Raw genomic sequence first — 20944 nt, 5'->3', positions numbered from 1 at the left:
TCCACCGCACAGGCGTGCCCCGAGGGGACAATATGGACCCATGATGCCTGTGCTGCTGCTGGTGATCGGGATCGCGTTCGGCGCGCTGCTCGGCGTGCTGTGGGAGCGGTCCCGCCGCCTGACGCTGAACTCGCAGGCGCTGGACCAGTCCGCGGACCGGCTGCTGGCGCTGGCCGGCTCGCAGTTCGACGCCGCGGGCCGGCCGATCAACGAGTCGCTGTCCCGGCTCGACGACCGGCTCCGCGACATCGAGCGGGGCCGCGCCGCCTCCCATGCCGCGCTGGCCCAGCAGATCGAGGACGTGCGCACCGCCGCCGGCTCCCTCGGCACGCAGACCGCGGCCCTGGTCACCGCGCTGCGCCGGCCCGAGGTGCGCGGCCAGTGGGGCGAGATGCACCTGCGCCGCGCGGTGGAGCTGGCCGGCATGGTCGACCGCTGCGACTTCACCACCCAGACGGTGCTCCCCGGCTCCTACGGCGCGACCGGCTCCGAGGGGATGCTGCGGCCGGACCTGGTCGTGCACCTGGCCGGGGACAAGTACGTGGTCGTGGACGCCAAGACCCCGCTGGCCGCGTACCTGGACGCCGCGGAGGCCACGGACGAGACCGAGCGGCTGGAGTACCTGACCGCGCACGCCAAGCACCTGCGCGCGCACGTCGACCAGCTGGCGTCGAAGGCCTACTGGCGGGCGCTGGGCGCCAGCGGCCGGCCCACGCCGGAGTTCGTGGTGCTGTTCGTCCCCGGCGAGGCTTTCCTTTCACAGGCTGTGGACATCGATCCGGAGATCCTGGAGCACGCCGCCGTGCGCCGCGTGGTGATCGCCACCCCGACCACGCTGATCGCCCTGCTCCGCACGGTCGCGTACGCCTGGACGCAGGACGCGCTGGCGGCGAACGCGCAGCAGGTGTTCGAACTCGGCCGGGAGCTGTACGCGCGCCTGAACACCATGAGCGGGCACCTGGACCGGGTCGGCAAGGGACTGAATTCCGCGGTCGCCGCCTACAACCAGTCCGTGGGCTCGCTGGAGTCGCGGGTCCTGGTGACGGCGCGGCGGCTGAACGAGCTCGGGCTGGTCGACGAGGAGCTGACGGTGCCGGCTCAGGTCGAGATCCAGACCCGGGCTTTGTCGGACTAGAGCCGGGGCTGAGGACTGGCGGCGTTTCGTTACCCGAATTGCGTGCAATAGCGTCGTAGGTTCGGATCTGTGAACGAAGGAGCCAGCCGCCTCGCGCCCCGCCCCTCCCGGGTCCCGCAGACTCGCCGCGACCGCGACGCGCTGCGCCGGGAACGCATGGCGGCTCCGCTGGACTTCCGCTCGACCGGTCCCACGCGGCCCCGGCCGCGTCCGACGGCCCAGACCGGGAACAGGACCGGGGACAGGACCGGGACCGGGACCGCCGCACGCTCGACCAAGCGCCGCCAGGCCCTGACCGCCTGGGGCGTGCTGCTCATGGTCACCGGCCCCACGATGGCCGCCGCCGCCCTCGAAGCCCTGCTGACCGGCGACGTGCACTGGTTCTTCGACCTGGTCTTCGTCGCCGCGTCCTTCCATGCCGCGACCCTGGTCCGCCGCCGCGACCTGCTGGCCGGCGTCATCGTGCCGCCGCTGGCGTACTGCGCGGGGCTGCTCACCGCGGTGCAGTTCGGCGTCATGCGCGCCGGCCACGGCCTGTTCGGCGAGCTCGCCTCGCTCGGCGCCCTGCTCGCGGTCAAGCCGCGGCCGCTGTTCCTCGGCACCGCGCTGGCCGGGGCGCTGATCGCGGCACGCTGGGCCGGTATGCGGAGCGCCGCCAAACGGTAGCCGGGCCCGCGTGGGCGACGGAACGGCGTGCGAGGCGACGACAACGAGGACCGCGAGACATGGACGGCAGGATCTGGTTCGAGATCGACCCCGGCGGCCGCTTCGCCCTCGACGACTACGGCTGCCGCTTCCTCGCCGAACTCCGGCGCGCCGCGCTGGGCTGGGGCCCGCTCGGCGTCATCGCCTTCGACTCCTGGGCCCTCGCCCTGGCCGGACCGTCGGTGCTGGCGGTGCTCACCGTCCCGGAGGCGGACCCCTTCGGCCTGCAGATGCGCTTGGCGGGCGGAGAGTTCGGCGGCTATTGGGGCGACGACTGCTCGTTCTGGGAGGACTACACCCCGAGCGCGCCGGGCTACATCAACGTGCCGGACAGGCAGGCCGCGCCGGAGGAGATGGCACAGAGTGCGGCGGACTGGATCACGGCCCAGCTCTCCAGGCCGCTGCTTCTGGAGGAGCAGCGCAGCTCCGCCTTAGGGCTGCGGCGCCGTACGTGGGTGTTCGCGGACACCGGAGAACGCCTGCCGTGCTGCCGGAGCTGTCACAAGCCGCGCTTCCCCGGCGACGGACCGCGCCGGGGACAGACGTTGGTGGCGCAGATGCGGGACGTGGCCCCGAGCTCCGCCTGGTGATCGTGCTGCGGGGAGCGCTATAGCGTTCCCCGTTCTAAGGGTTCCCCGCGTAAAGGCACCCGACCTCTACCTGTTACGCCTCGCTGCCCTCGCGCATGTCCTTCCGCAGCTCCGGCGGCAGTGCGAACAGCAGCTTCTCCTCGGCCGAGCGCACGACCTCGACCGTGCCGTACCCGCGCTCGGCGAGCCAGTCCAGCACGCCCTCGACCAGGTCCTCCGGGACCGAGGCGCCGGAGGTCAGGCCGACGGTGCGCACGCCGTCCAGCCACTCCTCGCTGATCTCGGAGGCGAAGTCGACCAGGTACGCCGCGCCGGCGCCGGCCTCCAGCGCCACCTCGACCAGGCGCACCGAGTTCGAGGAGTTCTTGGAGCCGACCACGATGACCAGGTCCGAGTCGGCCGCGATGCGCTTGACCGCGATCTGCCGGTTCTGGGTGGCGTAGCAGATGTCGTCGGACGGCGGGTCCAGCAGCAGCGGGAACTTCGCGCGCAGCCGGTCCACGGTCGCCGTGGTCTCGTCCACCGACAGCGTGGTCTGCGACAGCCACGCCACCTTGGCGGGGTCGCGCACCTCGACGTCGGCCACCGAGTCCGGGCCGTCGACCAGGATGATGTGCTCCGGGGCCTCGCCGGTGGTGCCGACGACCTCCTCGTGGCCGTCGTGGCCGATGAGCAGGATGTCGTAGTCCTGCTCGGCGAAGCGCACGGCCTCCTTGTGCACCTTGGTGACCAGCGGGCAGGTCGCGTCGATGGTCTTCAGGCTGCGCCGGGACGCCTCGTCGTGCACGATCGGCGCCACGCCGTGCGCGGAGAACACCACGGTCGCGCCCTCGGGCACCTCGTCGGTCTCCTCCACGAAGACCGCGCCGCGGTTCTGCAGAGTCTGGACGACGTGCTTGTTGTGCACGATCTCCTTGCGGACGTACACCGGGGCGCCGTAGAGCTCCAACGCCTTCTCCACGGTCACGACCGCGCGGTCCACACCGGCGCAGTAGCCGCGAGGCGCGGCGAGGAGGACGCGGCGGTCTTCAGGTGCAGAGACGTTCATGGTTCCCATGGTAGGTGGCGCACCGGCATCCAGAGCCCATGATCGGCTCTCTCCACAACTTCGCCACGTCCGCGCAGCGTCCCCGCCGATGGCTACGCTCCTCTCCATGGCGATGCAATCCTCGGCCGAACAGCCCATCCCCGTCCGCGCGGTCTCCGAGGCGGTGGCCGGGTGGATCTCCCGGCTGGGGGCGATCTGGGTCGAGGGACAGCTGGCGCAGATCAACAAGCGGCCCGGCTCACAGATGGTGTACCTGGTGCTGCGGGACCCCTCTGCAGACGTCTCTGTACAGATCACCACATTCCGTCGCGTATTCGAGGCAGTAGTGCCTCCGCTCACAGAGGGTGCGCGCGTCATCGTCTATGGGAAGCCGGACTTCTACGTTCCGCGCTCCTCGTTCTCCATCCGCGCTGAAGAGATCCGACAGGTCGGCCTTGGAGAACTCCTGGCGCGGCTGGAGATGCTGAAGGCGAAGCTCAAGGCGGAGGGACTGTTCGATCCGCGGAGGAAGAAGCCTCTGCCGTTCCTCCCGCGCTGCATCGGCCTTATTACGGGACGCGCTTCGGCCGCCGAGCGGGACGTTCTGGAGAACGCCAAGCGCCGGTGGCCAGGGGTGCAGTTCCGGGTGGTGAACACCGACGTGCAGGGGCCGAAGGCGATCCCGCAGATCCTGCCGGCGCTGGCCCAGCTCGACGCCGACCCCGAAGTGGACGTCATCATCATCGCCCGCGGCGGCGGCTCTGTAGAGGACCTGCTCCCGTTCTCCGACGAAGCGCTCATCAGGGCCGTCGGAGAGTGCGAGACGCCGGTGGTCTCCGCGATCGGGCACGAGCCGGACTCCCCGATCCTCGACCTCGTCGCCGACTTCCGGGCCTCGACGCCGACCGACGCCGCCAAGCGGGTCGTGCCGGACGTCGCCGAGGAGATGGACCGGGTCGCGGAGCTGCGGCGCAGCGCGTGGCGCTCGGTGGCCCGGATACTGGAACGCGAGGCCATGGGGCTGGCTTCGTTCCGGCAGCGGCCGGTACTGGCTTCCCCGTACTCCATGATCGACGGCCGCCGCAACGACCTCGAGGAGCTGACCCGGCGGGCCCGGGCCAGCGTCGGGCACCGGCTCGACCGGGCTTCGGACGATCTGGGGCACACGCTGGCGCGGGTCCGTGCGCTGTCTCCGATGGCGACGCTGGAGCGCGGCTACTCGATCGTCCTCGCGCCGTCCGGGCACGCGGTGCGCTCCGCCGAGGAAGTCAGCGAGGGGGACGTGCTCGACGTCCGCCTCGCATCAGGGCGTCTCGACGCGGCGGTCACTGAGGTGTTCCCCGCAGCGGACGACGCTACGGCAGAGACACCCAACGACTAAGGGCGACGCCCTTGGGTGCGTCGAAGCCAAGCTCTCTGTAGAGCGCCTCGCCGTACTCACTGGCGTGGAGCTCTATACGCGGGATGCCCTGAGCCGCGTACCAGTCCAGAAGCGCTTGCAGAACAAGACGCGAGTAGCCGCGCCGCCTATAGCGTTCGTCGGTACAGACTCCATATATATAGCCGGAGCGCCCAGACGGGTTCCGGCCACTCGGCAGCCGCTCGTCGACGGCACCGATGGCGCTGGCGGCCAGGCCGCTCCCGTCCCGGGCGTCGATGACGAAACACGCGGTCCCGGCCGCGTCGCCGGCCTCCAGCCACGTGCGGACTTTCTTCACACCGGCCACATGGTTCGGCTCGTCCGGCGCCGGCGGCGCGACCCCGAACACGTCGAGCGCCATCTTGTGCCGCAGCCTCTGGATCTCTTCCTCGTCGCCGGGCACGGCCCGCCGGACACACACTTCGTCGGAACCAGTCACAGCCGGAAACTATCCTGAACCCATGGCGAACGAGACGACCCCCACCGCCGGTGAGACCCCGGACCTGTCCCACCTGGGCTACGAGCAGGCCCGCGACGAGCTGATGGACGTGGTCCGGCGCCTGGAGACCGGCGGCCTGACGCTGGAGGAGTCGCTGGCCGCCTGGGAGCGCGGCGAAGCGCTCGCCAAGCACTGCCAGGCGAAGCTGGACGGCGCGCGGGCCCGGCTCGACGCCGCCATCGGCGCCGGAAGCGGGGACGGCGACGAGGGCTGAGCGCCCGGAAGCCGAGCCCCGGACACGCGATCACGGCAGCAGCACCACAACACGCGAGCCCCGCTTCCCTGAGGAATCCTCCTCAGGAGCGGGGCTCATGTGTGCAAGAAGTGCGGCTACTGCAAGGACCCCGCGAGGGTTTCCAGCTCCGACAGGGCACCGGTCCCGGACACCACGACCGCGACCTTGCCCGGCGTCGTGGCCGCCGCGGTCCCCACCGGGGCCGTGGTCCGCACCAGCGCGTGGTGGCTGCCGTCCGGCGTCACGTAGACCTGCCACTGGTACCCGCCGGCCGTGACCGTGCCGCCGGCTCCGCTCACCGGGGTGGCGTCCGGCGCCTGCACCTGGAGGACGCCGTCCGCGCCCTTGCCGTCGGCGACCTGGTCCAGGCCGACGTACTGGTCGTCGGAGGTCAGGAAGCCGAGCTCCCAGCGCAGCTGCGCGCCGGGGTCGAAGTCGGCGTGGATCGAGGTCGCGCGCCAGCCCGGGGGCAGCGCCGTCGGCGCCAGCGCCTGGAAGGGCAGGTCCGGGTCGCGGCGGGCCTGGGCCAGCGGGATCGTGTAGTCGACCGTCTGGACCGCGTCCTCCGGCTTCTTGGAGTCGTGGGGGAACCACTCGACGATCGCGACGATCGGTAGGGAGATCACCGCCATCGACAGCAGCATGTCCCGGAGGGACTTCTTCAGCGGGGAGACGCGGGCCATACAGATATGGTCCCATCCGTCCCCCCGCGATCCGCGCGGGGTCCCTGCATTTGCCCGGCATGAGGCGCGCCACTTCGCGGTACCGGGTGCACTCCGGCCTCGATACGATCTCCCTCGACAACCCTCGTGAACCGCGACGGTGCGGATCCCCCTCCTCGAGGAGCTTTCAGACCATGAACGCCGCAGTCCCGCAGGCGAACGACGCTGCGACATCCGACATCTCCGCGTCCGACTCCGAAGCCCCCGACCGCAACCTGGCGCTGGAGCTGGCCCGGGTGACCGAGGCCGCGGCGATGGCGGCCGGCCGCTGGGTCGGCAAGGGCGACAAGAACGCCGCCGACGGCGCCGCCGTGAACGCGATGCGCAAGCTGATCAACACCGTCTCGATGCGCGGTGTGGTCGTCATCGGCGAGGGCGAGAAGGACCACGCGCCGATGCTGTTCAACGGCGAGGAGGTCGGCGACGGCTCCGGGCCCGAGTGCGACGTGGCCGTGGACCCGATCGACGGCACCACCCTGACCGGCAAGGGCATGCCCAACGCGCTGGCCGTGATCGCGGTCGCCGACCGGCACAGCATGTACGACCCCTCCGCCGTGTTCTACATGGACAAGCTGGTCGCCGGCCCCGAGGCCGCGGACGTCGTGGACATCACCGCGCCGGTGGCGGAGAACATCCGCGCGGTGGCCCGCGCCAAGCGCCGCGAGCCCGCCGACATCACCGTCGTGGTCCTGGACCGTCCCCGCCACGAAGGCCTGGTATCGGAGATCCGCGAGGCCGGCGCCCGCATCAAGTTCATCTCCGACGGCGACGTGGCCGGCGCCATCATGGCCACCCGCCCCGGCACCGGCGTGGACCTCCTGCTCGGCGTCGGCGGCACGCCCGAGGGCATCATCGCGGCCTGCGCCATCAAGTGCCTCGGCGGCGTGATCCAGGGCCGCCTGTGGCCCAAGGACGACGCCGAGCGCCAGCGCGCCCTCGACGCCGGCCACGACCTGGACCGCGTGCTGCTCACCGACGACCTGGTCTCCGGCGAGAACTGCTTCGTGGCGATCACCGGCATCACCGACGGCGAACTGGTGCGCGGCGTGCACTACACCGGCGGCGGCGCGACGACGCAGTCGCTGGTGATGCGCTCGAAGTCGGGGACGGTGCGGCTGATCGACTCCGAGCACCGGCTGGACAAGCTGCGGTCGTACAGCGCGGTGGCGTTCCACTAGGACGCCGCAGCACTGTTGTTCTGGTTGCGCCGCAGTTCCGTGCGGCGCAACCCTCAGCACTCGTACAAAAAAGGTCTCACCCATTCGCCTCGCGCTCTGGCCAGAGCGTCCGTTCCGTGGTGATCTGGTGAGGTGAGTGCAGAGTCGACAGGCGCCCGCTCCAACGGCGAGAAGAACGAAGTGGCGCTGGTCTTCGCCGGCGTCATGCTGGGCATGCTGCTGGCCGCGCTGGACCAGACCATCGTCTCCACGGCGCTGCCGACCATCGTCTCGGACCTCGGCGGGGCCAACCACATCTCGTGGGTGGTGACGTCGTACCTGCTGGCGTCCACCGCGCTGACGCCGCTGTGGGGCAAGCTCGGCGACCAGTTCGGGCGCAAGCGGGTGTTCCAGACCGCGATCGTCATCTTCCTGATCGGCTCGGCCCTGTGCGGGCTGTCGCAGAACATGGGCGAGCTGATCGGCTCGCGCGCGCTGCAGGGCGTCGGCGGCGGCGGCCTGATGGTGCTGGCGATGGCGCTGATCGCCGACGTGGTGCCGCCTCGCGACCGCGGCAAGTACCAGGGCGTGGTCGGCGCGGTGTTCGGCGTGGCCAGCGTCATCGGCCCGCTGATCGGCGGGTTCTTCGTCGACAACCTCAGCTGGCGCTGGGTGTTCTACGTCAACCTCCCGGTCGGCGCGATCGCGCTGGTCGTGGTGGCCATCGGCCTGCGCACCCACACCGCGCACCGCAAGCCGGTCATCGACTACCTCGGCACCTTCCTCATCGCCGCGGCGGCCAGCTCCCTGATCCTCATCACCAGCTTCGGCGGCAGCACCTGGGCCTGGGGCTCGTGGCAGGTGGTGATGTGCGGAGTGGTGGCAGCGGCGTGCCTGGTCGCGTGGTTCTTCGCGGAGAAATACGCCAAGGAACCAGTGCTGCCCCTGCACTTGTTCAAGAACCCGGTGTTCGCCATGTGCAGCACCATCGGCTTCGTCGTGGGCTTGTGCATGTTCGGCAGCCTCACGTTCCTGCCGCTGTACCAACAGGTCGTGCACGGCGCCACGCCGACCGCGTCCGGCCTCCAGCTGCTGCCGCTGATGGCCGGCGTCCTGGTCGCCTCGATCGGCTCGGGACAGCTGATCAGCCGCACCGGCCGCTACAAGATCTTCCCCATCACCGGCACGGCCGTGATGACGGTCGGCGCCTGGCTCCTGTCCCGCATGACCGACACCAGCTCCACGGCCTCCAACGCGGTCGCGATGCTGGTCTTCGGCCTCGGCCTGGGCCTGGTGATGCAGGTCCTGATCATCGCGGTGCAGAACAACGTGGACTACGAGGAACTCGGCACGGCCACCAGCGCGGTGACGTTCTTCCGCTCGATCGGCGGCGCGTTCGGCGCCTCACTGTTCGGCACCATCTTCAACAACAAGCTGACAGCCGAGATCAAGACCGCGGTCGCCGGCGGCAAGATCAACCCGACGTTCCCGTTCCAGAAGGCGATCGAGGACCCGAAGCTCATCAAGCAGTACCCGAAGGCGGAGACGCAGCCCTTCCTGCACACCTACGCCCACGCGCTGCACTACGTCTTCGTCTACGCGATCCCCTTGTGCATCCTGGCATTCCTGCTGGCCCTGTTCCTCCGCGAAGTCCCCCTCCGCACCACGACCCGCGGCACCGGCGCGGCCGAGGCGGCGACCGGCCCGACGCAGCGCTCGTCGATCGACGAGCTGGAGCGCGCCCTGACCCGCCTGTCCAGCCGCCAGAACGTGAAGGACAGGTACTCGCAGACCATCACCAAGTCCGGCATCGACATCTCGGTGCCCGAGGCCTACGGCCTGTTCCGCCTGAAGCAGTACGGGCCGACCCGCATCGACGACATCCCGGGCCGCCTGAACCTCCCGATGGCCGAGATCCGCCCCCACCTCGACGCCCTGGTCGCCACCGGCCGCTGCACGATCGCCGGCACCGCGCCGAACGAGACGGTGACGATGACCGAGGCCGGCGAAGCCGCGGTCGACGCGCTGAGCGCGGCACGCCGGGCGATCCTGACGGACCAGCTGGACGGCTGGTCGCCCGAGCAGCACGCGGAGCTCCTGACGATGCTGCGGCAGCTCGCCGACTCTTCGATGGACCAGGAGGACCGGCGGTTGCTGGCCGGGGAAGCGGCGGGGCGGGCGCCTGCGGAGATGTAAGGCTGGGGTCGGCCACCACAGCCCCACAAACACCGAACGGCCGAGGCGCGCGTCACCGCACACCCCAGCCGTCCGAACCTTCCAACCAGCCCGCGACTACCCGATCTCGCGCAGCCGAGGCAGCGCCTCAGCCAGCTTCTCGGCGCGCGCCACCGGATCATCCGTCTGCAGAATCAGCAGCGGGTCGCTGATCCCGACCGCCACGAACTCCTCGACCGTGCGCTGCAGAGCGTCGAAGTCGTCCCCGACGCGGATCTGCACCGACCGGCGGATCGTCGACGGATCGCGGCCGACGTCCGCGCAGTGCTGATCCAGCACCGCCGAGGCCTCCGCGACATCAGCCGCCGAGCCGCCGGCGGCGTTCCAGACCGCCGCGTACTCCGCGGCGAGGCGGAGGGTGCGCTTGCGGCCGCTGCCGCCGATCCAGATCGGGGGGTGCGGGGTCTGGACGGGCTTGGGTTCCGCGATCGCGTCCTTGATCTGGTAGTGCTTGCCATCGTGGGTGGTGCGGGGCTCGGTCCACAGGGAGGTGATGATCTTCAGCGCCTCCTCCAGCCGGTCCGCGCGGCTGCCCGCGGTGCCGAACGGCAGGCCGAGCATGGTGTGCTCGTTCTCGGCCCAGGCGGCGCCGATACCGAACTCCAGGCGGCCGCCGGAGAGGTGGTCGACCGTGACCGCCATCTTGGCCAACTCGGCGGGGTGCCGGTAGGTGTTGCCGGTGACGGAGCACCCGATGCGCACGCGCGACGTCAGCGCCGCCATGCCCGCCAGGGCCGTCCAGGCCTCGAAGATGTCCTTGGTCTCGTCGCCGCCGAGGCTGGCGAAGTGGTCCATGTTCCAGCAGTGGTCGAAGCCGGCTTCGTCGGCGATGCGCCAGACGGCCTTGTACTCCTCGATGGTCGCATCCTGGCTGAGTTTGATCCCGAAACGGAGATTCGCCATGAGCCAAGGCTACTTCGCCGTCAAAGCCCCGAGCTTCTTCCGCGACCGCTTCCCCGCCAGCTCCTCCTCGACCTGCGCCAGCCAGGGCCACGCCCCGAGCGCCGCGAACCGGTCCCCCGCCGCCTCCAGCCGCGCCCGATCGCCGTCCAGACGCCCGAACGCCAACAGCGTCCGTGCCTCCTCGTACCGGTCGTCGGTCTCGGCGTGCAGCCTCAGCGCCTTCTCAAAGTGCTGCTTGGCCTTCGCCGCCTTGCCGACCTGCCCGAGACACCGCTCGGCCACCGCCCGGACCACTATCGACATCGACATGGCCGCGGCCTCCTTCGCCGCCTCCGCCACGTCCCGAGCCTTCGCCGACTCTCCGGCACGCACCAGGGCTTCGACCAAGTCGCCCGCCACCGGAAGCACCGACGGATCCTGCACGCCGAGCCGCTCCAGCGCCACCGCGACCTCGCCGAGCACCGTCGCCGCGGCGTCCCACTTCCGCTCGGCCGACAGCGCCACCCCCACCGCGTGCCGCGACCACAGCACATAAGCCTCGGACCCCGTGGACTCCGCCTCGACCAGCGCCGCGTCCTCGGTCGGCGCGCCCATCAGGGTACTGACGCGCAGCGCCAACCCCCGCGCCACCGCCCGAACCGGCTGCTGCCCCAAGCGCGAAGCCAGCCCCGCCGCCTCCATCGCGTCGTCCCGGGCCGCGGGCCACCGCCCCGTACGGAAACCCACCTCGGCCCGCACGACCAACAGAGCGGGAAGATGCTCGGCCGCCCCATACGCACGCAATAGAGCGATTGAGCGGTCCAGCACAGCAGCCGCGCCTCTGACATCGCACGTCCACATCGCCCCGGCCGCGATCGCCGGCACCGTCAGCGGCCCCATGTCCAGCGGATCGGACATCAGCGCGGACGAGACCACCGGCGCCAACATCGCCTCGGCGTCGATCGCGCGGCCGGCCAGGATCAGCCCGATCGCGGTGGTGTGGCTGCCGCTCTCCAGCAAAGTCTTGATCTTGGTCTGCGGCGTGCGCAGAACCGAGGTCCGCGTCGCGATGCGGTCCAGCCGGTTGTGCAGCGTCGCGTCGTCGGTGAGCACGCGCGCCTCCCGGATCGCGCGCCCGAGGCCGCCGAGGTCCCCGAGCAGCCGCGCGGTGTCGGCGGCGCCGGTCAGCCAGCGCGCCCGCGCACCCGGGTCAGGGGACAGACTCGCCGCCCGCCCGTACGACGACCGCGAAGCCTCCAGCGCGCCCCGCAACCGCGCGCCGTCCGCGGCCCGTCCCAGCGCCTCGGCCGCCGCGCCGTCCGGGCCGACCGCCGCGCCGGCCAGGTGCCGGGCCAGGATCTCGCCCTTCTCGGCCTCCCGCAGCTCGTTGATCGCGTCGACGAACGCCGCGTGCGTCTCCTGCCGCTCGGTCGGCGTGGCCGTCGCGTAGATGGACGTCGCCACCCCGAGGTCGCGGAACCGCCAGCCGGACGTCGTGGCCTCGATCACGCCCTCGGCGACCGCCGGGGCCAGATCCCCGACCCGCAGCCCGAGGTGGTCCAGCGCCCCGCCGACCTCGTCGATGTGCCCCGTCGCGCTGGCCGCCAGCACGAGCAGCGCCCGCGTCGTCGCCTTCGGCAGGTCCCCGGCCGCGACCGGCCGCTGGAGCTGCACCGCCACCGCGCCGAGCGTGCCGAACGGGGCCCGGCGCACGTCGTCGACGGTGAGCACCCACGCCACCGGCGCCCGCCGGGTGGCGCGCACGGCGACCGCGATCGCGATCGCCGACGGCCGGTCCAGCAGATGCGCGTCGCCGACCACCGCGACCACCGGCTGCACCGCCGCCGCCTGCGCGATGAGCTCCCCGGCCGCCCGGCCGACGTGGCCGGCGCCGCGGTCGAGATCCAGTCCCGACGTGCCGTCGATCAGCGGACGCACCAGATCGGCCAGTCCGCTGAAGGCCGCGACCGGCACCGTCTCAGCAAGCTGCGCCGCGTCGGCGGTCTGTGCTGTCTCCGAAAGGCATGCTGTCTCGGAAAGGCGTGCTGTCTCGGAAAGGCGTGCTGTCTCAAAAGTCTGTGCCGTCTCAGCGATCTGAGCCGCCTGCGTGGCCGGCAGACCACCGCCGGCGCGCAGCACACACAAGCCGTCGACGACGGGACCCGCGATGCCGGCGAAGTCCGCCGGAGCCGCGCCGCCGAGCAGGACGGCGCCGCCCAAGCCACGCCGCACATGCTCAAGGAGGGTCTGCACGGACTGCCGCATACGTATCAGCCTACTGGCGGAACGCTCGCGATATGTCTGATCCGGCCAACCCGTGCTCCGGATGGGGCCTTCGGTGCTGGTGGGACGGCCTCCGCGGCTAGTTGAGCCGGCAACTACCGCCGGTCGAGCCGATACACCAGCTTCAATCCCGACCACGTGGCGTCGATCGCCGCGATCTTCACGTCCACCAGTCCGATCGGCAGCGCGAGCGCGTCCTCGCGGACCAGACTCTCGGTGACGTCCGTCACGACGCCCGAGGCCTTCTTCGGCCAGCACATCCACAGCGCGCCGCTCTTGGACAACAGGGCCGGAAGGCCGGCGTAGTTCTCAGTGAGCGTCGCATGGTCCTTGGCGAACGCCACGATCACGTCGTACGGCCCGGTGCCGCCGTCCTCGGCCGTCTCGACCGTCACGTCATAGGGCAGCGGCTGCGGATCGAAGTCCTCGGGAGCGTTGTGGAAGAGCACGTAGTACCCGGCTTTGATGCCGAGCTTCTTGGGCAGGGGAGTGCCGGAGTAGCCGGAGGACTGCGGGGAGGTCACATCCGCAACCCTAATCCGGCCCACCGACTAGCCCAGGTAACTCAACGCGACGAACCTGCGGCCGTCGGCCGTCCACACCTGGCGCGCCGCGTACCCGAGCGGCGCGGCCAACGCCAACAGCGACTCGGATCCGATGCGGGCCCAACCGAATTCGTCCCCGCCACCACCACCGCCGCCGAACCGCACCCGGTACCGCACGTCGACATCGTCCGCCTCGGTCTCGACGATCAGCTCTCCGCTGTACGGCCGGATCAGGGTGCGCAGCCGCTCCAGCAAGGCGCCGGGATCACCGCCGATCCCGATGTTCCCGTCCATCAACAGCGCGTGCGGCCACCGCCCGGCGCCCGGCAGCCGGTCGAAGATCGACCGGCGCAGCGCGCTCGCCCCGCTCGCCCGGCTCAGCAGCAGCGCGAACGGCGCGACGTCCACCCCCAGCGCCGGCACGCCGCGCCCGGCGAGCTCGGCGACCAGCCGCCCCGGCCCGCATCCCAGATCGAGGGTCGGGCCCTGGCAGCGGTCCAGGACGGCCTTGTCCACGGCGTCCGGCGGCGCGCTGAACTTCGCCGCGTCCAACAGAAGGGTCTCGCCGGAGTCGGCGTGCAGGACCAGTTGTGCGGTCGGGTCGTTGATCGCCCTGGCATACGGCGCGCTGGCCGTCCAGGCGCCGGCGTCGCTCACGCCGACACCGGCATGGGCGCCGGCAGCCTCGCGCCGACGGCACCGGCCACAGCGGCGAACCGCGACGCAGGAGCCGCCGCGGCGACAGCCGGGAGATCCGCGACGGTGTCGACGTCGCGCAACACCGGCAGCATCCGCACCCTGAGCCCGGCATCGGTGAGCCGGCCGAGCTGGACGGCACCGGTCGTGTCCGTGGACATCGGCACGTCGAACAGCAGCCGGTCCAACGCCACCTCGCGCGGACGCCGGAAGCCCAGCGCCCAGAACCCGCCGTCCTCGGCCAGACCGATCGTCGCGTCCTCCCACGCCGTCGGCATGCACGCCTCCAGCAGGGGACCGGTCACCTGCGGCGTGTCCATCCCGACGAGCAGCACCGGCCCCGGATCGAGGACGGCAGCCTGCTGAAACGCCGCGGCCAACCGCCGATCGAGACCGCCGGTGCCCTGCGGGACGACCGTGAACCCCGGCGCCGCGGGGACCAACGCCGGATCCCCCTCCAGAGCCAACAGCCGAAGCGAAACCCGTGCACCGGCAACGGCTTCCAGCGTGTCGGCGAGCGCCGCGCGGGCCAGCTCGGCCCCCTGCTGCGGCGTGAACGGCGGCGTCAGCCGGGTCTTCACCCGGCCCGGAACCGGTGCTTTCGCGATGACGATCAGGGTGCTCATCGGGTCGCGGCCCTCCAGACTCGGCGCATGTCGCGGACGGCTTTGACGGTGCCGCCGACCGTTCCGGTGACCTTGGACTTGCCGGTGCGCGGCGCGTACGGGACGTCGGTCTCGGTGATGCGCCAGCCGCCTTGCGCGGCCTTGAGCACCATTTCCAGCGGGTAGCCGAAGCGCCGGTCCTCGATCCCGAGCGCCAGCAGCTCCTCGCGCCGGGCGGCGCGCATCGGCCCGAGGTCGCGGATCCGCACCCCGGTCTCGCTCCGGATCCGCAGCGCCAGCAGGCGGTTGGCCAGGCGGGCGTGCGGGGGCCAGGCGTCGCGGGTCAGGGGCCTGCGTTGGCCGAGGGCGAGGTCGGCCTCGCCCCGGCGGACGGCGTCGGCGACCTTCGGCAGGTCTTCGGGGTCGAAGGAGCCGTCGCAGTCGAGGAAGCAGACGACGTCCGCCGTGGCGGCGAGCAGGCCCGCGTGGCACGCGGCGCCGAAGCCGCGCCGCGGCTCGTGGACGACCAGCGCCCCCAACGATTCCGCCACCTCGGCGGACCCGTCCGTGGAGCCGTTGTCGACGACGATGGCGCGGTAGCCGGCGGGGATTCGGGACAGGACGTAGGGAAGGGCGGCGGCTTCGTCGAGGCACGGGAGGATGACATCTGTCGCGCCGACGAGCGCGGGATCAAGATCGAGCCCGAGCCCATCACGAGCCCGATCCGTTTCACGGCGCTGCGCCGCCGATCGGAGCCGGAGTGTCTTGAAGGCGGCCTGCCCGGCGAACACGACCACGATCGCCACCAGCGCCCCGCCGTATCCCTGCACCGGCGAGCCGCCGGACTGCACGAGGTACCCGGCGTACGGCACCCCGATCCACGCGATGCTCCGCCAGCCCGCGAACGCGATGAACAGCACCAGCAGTTCGGCGTACCAGGCGAACGGCGGCGCGGTGACCAGGAACCCGACGCCCGCCAGCACCAGCGCGCCGCGCCAGGGCCGCTCCGGGTCGCCCAGGCGCCAGACCAGGATCGTGGCCACCGCCAGGACGGCCACAGCCGCCGGTTTGACCAGCGCCCCCGGGAAGACCGCGTCCAGGAGCGCGAACCGCGCGCCGCTCTGGTAGCCCTCCTCGTTGAGATAGCCGCCGAGGAAGCCCTCGACGCCGCTGCCGACGGCCAGCACGTGCGGCAGATAGACCCCGACCACCACACCGGCGATGGACGCCAGCAGGACAAACGGCCGGCGGCGCAGAGCCCCGGGCACGGCCAGCGCGGGAGTCACCTTCGCCGCGATGCCGAGACCGAGGAAGATCCCGCCGCGCGCCACGCGCTTCGAGGCCAGCGCCAGGAACGCGCAGGCGGTGAACAGGACGGCGAGGACGTCGGCGTGGCCGCCGTTCCCGGCCTCGACCGCCGCTGTCGGGCACCAGGCCCACAGCACCGCGTTCCGGGAATCGACGCCGATCCGCGGAAGCCCCACCAGCAGGACGACGGTGACGCCGAGGGCGAGCACCGCCGCGGAGATCTGGATGCCGCGCGGCCCCCACCAGTGCGCGAGGAAGTAGTACGCCTCGGCGACCGGCGGGTAGATCGTGTGCACGAGCGGTCGGTTGAGGTACGTGCAGGCGGCCGTGATGCCCGGCGCCGAGGTCACACAGTGCGACGGGTCGAGTCCGGTGCCGGTCGCCGGGAACAGGCCGGATCCGGCGCGCAGGCCGACAAGGCGCGTGGCCACCGGGACGTAGCGGTAGGGGTCGATGCCCGAGGCCTGGACCCGGCCGTCCCACACGTACCTATACAGGTCGTCGGAGTAGCGCGGCGCCGTGGTGAACGCCGCGATCTGCATCGCCGCCGCGCCGCCGAGCGTCACCCACCGCGCCCACAGCGCCGGCAGCCCCGACACCGACCACGCGCCGGCGAGGTACAGGGCGAACAGCGCGCCGAAGGCCAGTCCGGCGTGTCCGCCGAAGCCGAGGTCCGTGGTGCCGCGGACCCGGACGATCGCGTACACGCCCAGCGTGAGCAGCGTCGCGGCCCCCAGCGCAGCACCGAGCCGCACGATTCTCATGGGCTCAGACTGACCGGCGGCGGGCCTTCCCGGCGACGCTCCGCGCCGGGTCGTCACAGTTCCGTAAGGACTGGAAAGCCCCGTTCAGAGCCTCAGACAGTGTTCCCTAGTAGCGTGACGAGAGCTCCAGGCAAAATGTCGGGAAATGACTGATCACCGGGAAGGCGGCAATCCGATGGGCACGCCGGACACCGCGAGCATCGTCGGCGACGAGCCCGCCACCGACCGCGACGGCGGCGAGCCCGCGCTCGACGTCCTGGTCGTCGACGACGACGCCACGGTCGCCGAGGTGGTCGCCGCCTACCTCACCCGGGCCGGGTACAGCGTCCGCCGCGCCGCCGACGGGCCCTCCGCGGTCGCGGCGGCGGCCGAGCGGCTGCCGGACCTGATGGTGCTGGACCTGATGCTGCCCGGCTTCGACGGGTACGAGGTGCACCAGCGGGTCACCGCGCTCGGCGAGGTCCCGGTCATCATGCTGACCGCGCGCGGCGAGGAAGGCGACCGGATCCTGGGGCTGCAGGTCGGCGCCGACGACTACGTCACCAAGCCGTTCAGCCCGCGGGAGCTGGTGCTGCGGGCCGGAAGCGTGCTGCGCCGCTCGCGCGGTCGGGGCCGGGGACGGGGTCAGGGCTCCGAGGCGCCGCAGAGCGCCGAGATCCTGGTCCTGGGCCGCCTGGAGGTCGACCTGACCGCGCACCAGGCCCGGCTGGCCGGCGAGCCGCTGGCCCTGACCGGCCGGGAGTTCGACCTGCTGGCGTTCCTGATGGCCAACCCGGGCCAGGCGTTCAGCCGGGCCGAGCTGATGCAGCAGGTGTGGGGCTGGTCCTTCGGCGACCAGTCGACCGTCACGGTGCACGTGCGCCGGCTGCGCGAGAAGATCGAGCCGGATCCGGCCGCGCCGTCGCTGATCGTGACGGTCTGGGGCGTCGGCTACCGGCTCGAAGCACCGGAGGACGTCGATGCGTGACCAGTTGGAGATCATCGCCATGGGCGCCGGCTCCGCGGTCGGCGCCTCGCTCATCGGGTGGCTGGCGCTGCGGGCGCTGCGCGGGCGGTCGCTGCGCGCCTCGCTGTTCGCCTCGGCCGCGACCGCGGCGCTGGCGGTGGTCGCCGGCATCGTGATCGCCTCCCGCGCGATGTTCATCTCCTCGCACGACGCCGGGGTCTCGGTGATCGTCTCGCTGTCCGGCGCGGCGGTCACCCTGGCGCTGGCCTACCTGCTGGGCCGCAGCCTGGCGCACGACAGCCGCACGCTGCGCAGCGCCCTGCAGGCACTCGGCGAGGGCGACGACGCCCCGAGCCCGGCCCAGAACGGCAAAGCCCTGATGACCGGCGAGCTGGCCCAGCTCGACCGGGAACTGCGGGCGACGCAGGCGAAGCTGGCCGAGTCGCGGGAGCGCGAGCGCGCGCTGGAGCGCTCCAGGCGCGAGCTGGTCGCCTGGGTCTCGCACGACCTGCGGACCCCGCTGGCCGGGCTGCGCGCCATGGCCGAGGCGCTGGAGGACGGCGTCGCCACCGACCCGGCGCGCTACCACGTGCAGATGCGGCAGGCGGCGGACCGGCTGGCCGGGATGGTGGACGACCTGTTCGAGCTCTCGCGGATACACGCGGGCGCCCTGCGGCTGACGCTGGAGTCGGTGGCGTTGGCGGACCTGGTGGACGGCGCGCTGGCCGAGGGGCAGCCGCTGGCGCGGGCCCGCGGCATCGAGCTGTCCGGCGTGGTGACGACCCCGGCCACGGTGCGCGGGGATGTCAGGGAGCTGTCACGCGCGCTGTCGAACCTGGTGGTGAACGCGATCCGGCACACCCCCGAGGACGGCGCGGTGCGGATCGAGGCCTCCGCGCTGACCCGGGCCGGCGCGAGCGGGGAACCGCAGGTGCTGCTGGCCGTCACCGACGCCTGCGGCGGGATCCCGGACGAGGACCTGGACCGGGTCTTCGACGTGGCCTGGCGCGGCACGGCGGCGCGGACGCCGGAGACGGAGAGCCCGGTCGGGGCCGGGGCCGGCCTGGGGCTGGCGATCGTGCGCGGCATCGCCGAAGCGCATTCGGGTGCTGTCACGGTCGGCAACGTGGACGGCGGCTGCCGCTTCGAGATGCTTTTGCCGGTTCCAGTGTGATTTTCTCTACGCCATTCGTTGAGGGTGCGCAGGAGGTGTGCGGGGTCCGGGCCTAGTGTGGTCGGGGTCTACGGAGGGGATCACGTCCATGAAGCGCGTTCGTTTGACCGCATCCGCCATCGCCGCCTCGTCCCTGGGGTCGCTGGGCCTGGTCGGCATCGGGGCGACCAGCGCCCACGCCGCCGGCACCACCCCCAACACGGCGTTCAGCGGCAAGGGTTTCGACACCTGCCTCGCCCCGAGCTCGGCGACGATGGACGACTGGTACGCCCACTCGCCGTACCGGGGCGTCGGGGTCTACATCGGCGGCGCGTCGTACCAGCCGAACAAGGACTGCGCGTCCCCGGCGAACCCGAGCCCGCCCACCGACGGCGGCTACAACGCCGGCTGGGTCCAGCACCAGGCCGCGACCGGCTGGGGCATGTGGGCCATCTACGCCGGGCAGCAGGGACCGACGCTGACCGCCGCCGGCGCCGACCCGACCGCGCTGGGCGTCTCGGACGCCAAGGACGCGGTGGCGAAGGCGAGCGCCCTCGGGTTCGGCTCGGGCACGACGATCTTCGTCGACATGGAGCCCTACCACGAGGACGCGACCGCGAAGGCGGTGGTGGCGTACCTGAAGAGCTTCGGGAGCGCGCTGAACGGGACCGGCTTCAAGCTCGGCCTGTACGGCACCTCGGGGAACCCGGCCAGCGGCCACAGCGCGGTCGGCGACGCCGCCGCCGACCCGGGGCTGCAGGCCCAGATCTCGGCCGTCGACATCTCCGGCAGCACCTCGGACCAGGAGAACTTCAACGCCACGACGAACGACCCGTACGTCCCGTCGACGGACTGGGGCCGGCACCAGCGCATCCACCAGTACTTCCTGGACGTGCAGCGGCAGTACGGGTCCTCGCCGGCGATCCAGGTCGACGAGGACGACGTCGACCTCTCGCCGACCTCGCACGTGACCCTGGACCCGTCGAAGGTGCACGCCGTCCGCTGGGCCGGCAGCGACCGCATGGGCACCGCGGTCGCGGTCTCGCAGCAGCTGTGGCCGGCCACCACCGGCAACCAGGCGGACTTCTACGCCCCGGCGGACAAGCGCCCGCTGGCCAAGACCGCCGTGCTGAGCCGCTCCGACGACTTCGCCGACGCCCTCGGCGGCTCGGCGCTCGCCGCCCACGACAGTGGACCGCTGCTGCTGACCCCGACCGCGAGCCTGAACCAGGCGACCGCCGCCGAACTGAAGCGGACGCTGGCCCCCGGCTCGACGGTCTACCTGCTCGGCGGCGAGAAGGCCCTGTCCCCGGCGGTGTTCGCCGCGGTGCAGAAGCTGGGCTTCAACCCGGTCCGCATCGCCGGCGACGACCGCTACAGCACCTCGGTGAAGATCGCCCAGCAGATGGCCGGCGACATGAAGGACGCCAGCGGCCACCCGGCTGTGCAGCGCGTCCTGCTGGCGACCGCGTCGGTGTTCCCGGACGCCCTCGCGGCGGGCACGGCGGCCGGCGCCACCCCGGACACGGTGCTGGTGCTGACCAACGGCACGCAGATGCCGGCCGCCACCACGGCCTTCCTGCGCCAGTGGGCCGGCACCCCGGCGGGCGCGAACGTCTACCCGGTCGGCGGCGCGGCGAACACCGCGGCCAAGACCCTCGGCGTGAACGTCCCGGCCGGCAACCTGAAGCTGAACGGCCTGGTCGGCGCCACCCGCTACGAGACCGCGGCCCTGGTGGCGCACCAGTTCTTCGGCGCCACCGGCACCCCGCACATGTACGCGGTCGCCACCGGCACCAACTGGGCCGACGCCCTGTCCGGCGGCGCGGCGATGGGGACGCTGGACGGCCCGCTGCTGCTCACCGAGCCCACCAGCCTGGCGTCCGCGACCAGCGGATTCCTCAACTCGGAGGAGGCCGGCGGGTCGATCGAGGTCGGCGTGGTGCTGGGTGGGACGGCGGCCGTGTCGAACGGCGTGCTCAACAGCCTGTAGGGGCTTGACATCGAGTCGGCGGCACCGGGATTCGGTGCCGCCGA

Annotated in this window: 19 protein-coding genes and 1 pseudogene; 10 read left to right on the top strand and 10 right to left on the bottom strand. The window is 71.9% G+C overall.

Going from position 1 to position 20944, the window contains the following annotated elements:
* The first annotated feature begins 40 nt into the window (after positions 1-40).
* From ABH920_RS14690 to ABH920_RS14680, 3 genes are all read left to right on the top strand, one after another.
* Positions 41-1135 carry a DNA recombination protein RmuC gene (locus tag ABH920_RS14690; protein ID WP_370349492.1) on the top strand — a complete coding sequence of 365 codons (1095 nt, stop codon included), beginning with the start codon at positions 41-43 and terminating at the stop codon, positions 1133-1135.
* A gap of 69 nt (positions 1136-1204) precedes the next feature.
* On the top strand, positions 1205-1801 hold the full coding sequence (locus ABH920_RS14685; protein ID WP_370349491.1) for a DUF6542 domain-containing protein: 597 nt from the start codon (positions 1205-1207) through the stop codon (positions 1799-1801).
* A 59-nt stretch (positions 1802-1860) separates the two neighbouring features.
* Entirely contained in the window at positions 1861-2430 is a 570-nt protein-coding gene (locus tag ABH920_RS14680) for a hypothetical protein (protein ID WP_370349490.1), read from the top strand.
* A 73-nt stretch (positions 2431-2503) separates the two neighbouring features.
* Here ABH920_RS14680 and ABH920_RS14675 read toward each other — a convergent pair whose 3' ends face one another.
* Complete coding sequence (locus ABH920_RS14675; protein ID WP_370349489.1) at positions 2504-3487, bottom strand: 4-hydroxy-3-methylbut-2-enyl diphosphate reductase; 984 nt, start codon at positions 3485-3487, stop codon at positions 2504-2506.
* Positions 3488-3584: 97 nt separating this feature from the next.
* Here ABH920_RS14675 and xseA point away from each other — a divergent pair, with 97 nt between their 5' ends.
* Positions 3585-4838 carry an exodeoxyribonuclease VII large subunit gene (xseA, locus tag ABH920_RS14670; RefSeq protein WP_370349488.1) on the top strand — a complete coding sequence of 418 codons (1254 nt, stop codon included), beginning with the start codon at positions 3585-3587 and terminating at the stop codon, positions 4836-4838.
* On the opposite strand, the gene ABH920_RS14665 is transcribed toward xseA, so the two are convergent.
* Positions 4813-5316, bottom strand: coding sequence for a GNAT family N-acetyltransferase (locus tag ABH920_RS14665; protein WP_370349487.1), 504 nt, complete (start codon positions 5314-5316; stop codon positions 4813-4815). The two genes, xseA and ABH920_RS14665, sit on opposite strands and share 26 nt — an antisense overlap.
* A gap of 22 nt (positions 5317-5338) precedes the next feature.
* On the opposite strand from ABH920_RS14665, the gene ABH920_RS14660 reads away from it, so the two are divergent.
* The gene (locus ABH920_RS14660; RefSeq protein ID WP_194906859.1) at positions 5339-5590 is read left to right on the top strand and encodes an exodeoxyribonuclease VII small subunit; all 252 of its coding nucleotides are present in this window, start codon (positions 5339-5341) and stop codon (positions 5588-5590) included.
* 116 nt (positions 5591-5706) lie between these two features.
* Here the strand turns inward: ABH920_RS14660 and ABH920_RS14655 are convergent, their stop codons facing one another.
* Positions 5707-6294 (bottom strand): DUF4245 domain-containing protein, encoded by a 588-nt coding sequence (locus ABH920_RS14655; RefSeq protein WP_370349486.1) that lies wholly within the window; start codon positions 6292-6294, stop codon positions 5707-5709.
* Positions 6295-6467: 173 nt separating this feature from the next.
* Between ABH920_RS14655 and glpX the strand changes: the two genes are divergently transcribed.
* Together glpX and ABH920_RS14645 are read left to right on the top strand one after the other, a co-directional pair.
* Complete coding sequence (glpX, locus tag ABH920_RS14650) at positions 6468-7511, top strand: class II fructose-bisphosphatase (RefSeq protein ID WP_370349485.1); 1044 nt, start codon at positions 6468-6470, stop codon at positions 7509-7511.
* 132 nt (positions 7512-7643) lie between these two features.
* On the top strand, positions 7644-9686 hold the full coding sequence (locus ABH920_RS14645) for an MFS transporter (RefSeq protein WP_370349484.1): 2043 nt from the start codon (positions 7644-7646) through the stop codon (positions 9684-9686).
* Between the two features lie 96 nt (positions 9687-9782).
* On the opposite strand, the gene ABH920_RS14640 is transcribed toward ABH920_RS14645, so the two are convergent.
* The 7 genes and pseudogenes from ABH920_RS14640 to ABH920_RS14610 form a co-directional block, all read right to left on the bottom strand.
* Entirely contained in the window at positions 9783-10628 is an 846-nt protein-coding gene (locus ABH920_RS14640) for an LLM class F420-dependent oxidoreductase (RefSeq protein ID WP_370349483.1), read from the bottom strand.
* A 9-nt stretch (positions 10629-10637) separates the two neighbouring features.
* Positions 10638-12872: a hypothetical protein gene (locus ABH920_RS14635; RefSeq protein WP_370349482.1), complete on the bottom strand. Its 2235-nt coding sequence runs from the start codon at positions 12870-12872 to the stop codon at positions 10638-10640.
* A gap of 113 nt (positions 12873-12985) precedes the next feature.
* The gene (locus ABH920_RS14630; RefSeq protein ID WP_370349481.1) at positions 12986-13414 is read right to left on the bottom strand and encodes a DUF3052 domain-containing protein; all 429 of its coding nucleotides are present in this window, start codon (positions 13412-13414) and stop codon (positions 12986-12988) included.
* Positions 13415-13441: 27 nt separating this feature from the next.
* A complete protein-coding gene (locus ABH920_RS14625; RefSeq protein WP_370349480.1) occupies positions 13442-14092 on the bottom strand; it encodes an SAM-dependent methyltransferase in 651 nt (216 codons plus the stop codon).
* Entirely contained in the window at positions 14089-14757 is a 669-nt protein-coding gene (locus ABH920_RS14620; protein ID WP_370349479.1) for a DUF2064 domain-containing protein, read from the bottom strand. The genes ABH920_RS14625 and ABH920_RS14620 overlap by 4 nt, the downstream gene beginning before the upstream one ends.
* On the bottom strand, positions 14754-15398 hold the full coding sequence (locus tag ABH920_RS14615; protein ID WP_370349516.1) for a glycosyltransferase family 2 protein: 645 nt from the start codon (positions 15396-15398) through the stop codon (positions 14754-14756). Before ABH920_RS14615 ends, ABH920_RS14620 begins: the two co-directional genes overlap by 4 nt.
* A gap of 306 nt (positions 15399-15704) precedes the next feature.
* Positions 15705-16586, bottom strand: a pseudogene (locus tag ABH920_RS14610) (glycosyltransferase 87 family protein); the annotation flags it as partial.
* 397 nt (positions 16587-16983) lie between these two features.
* Here ABH920_RS14610 and ABH920_RS14605 point away from each other — a divergent pair.
* The 3 genes from ABH920_RS14605 to ABH920_RS14595 all read left to right on the top strand — a co-directional run bounded on the left by ABH920_RS14605 (position 16984) and on the right by ABH920_RS14595 (position 20900).
* The gene (locus ABH920_RS14605; protein WP_370349515.1) at positions 16984-17775 is read left to right on the top strand and encodes a winged helix-turn-helix domain-containing protein; all 792 of its coding nucleotides are present in this window, start codon (positions 16984-16986) and stop codon (positions 17773-17775) included.
* Positions 17768-18928 carry a sensor histidine kinase gene (locus ABH920_RS14600; protein ID WP_370349478.1) on the top strand — a complete coding sequence of 387 codons (1161 nt, stop codon included), beginning with the start codon at positions 17768-17770 and terminating at the stop codon, positions 18926-18928. The genes ABH920_RS14605 and ABH920_RS14600 overlap by 8 nt, the downstream gene beginning before the upstream one ends.
* 88 nt (positions 18929-19016) lie before the next feature.
* The gene (locus tag ABH920_RS14595; RefSeq protein WP_370349477.1) at positions 19017-20900 is read left to right on the top strand and encodes a cell wall-binding repeat-containing protein; all 1884 of its coding nucleotides are present in this window, start codon (positions 19017-19019) and stop codon (positions 20898-20900) included.
* Positions 20901-20944 lie beyond the last annotated feature (44 nt).

The sequence above is a fragment of the Catenulispora sp. EB89 genome, from assembly GCF_041261445.1.
Taxonomy (GTDB): Bacteria; Actinomycetota; Actinomycetes; order Streptomycetales; family Catenulisporaceae; genus Catenulispora.
The sequence above is the reverse complement of the archived record's forward strand: the minus strand, read 5'-3'. Positions and strand labels throughout refer to the sequence as shown.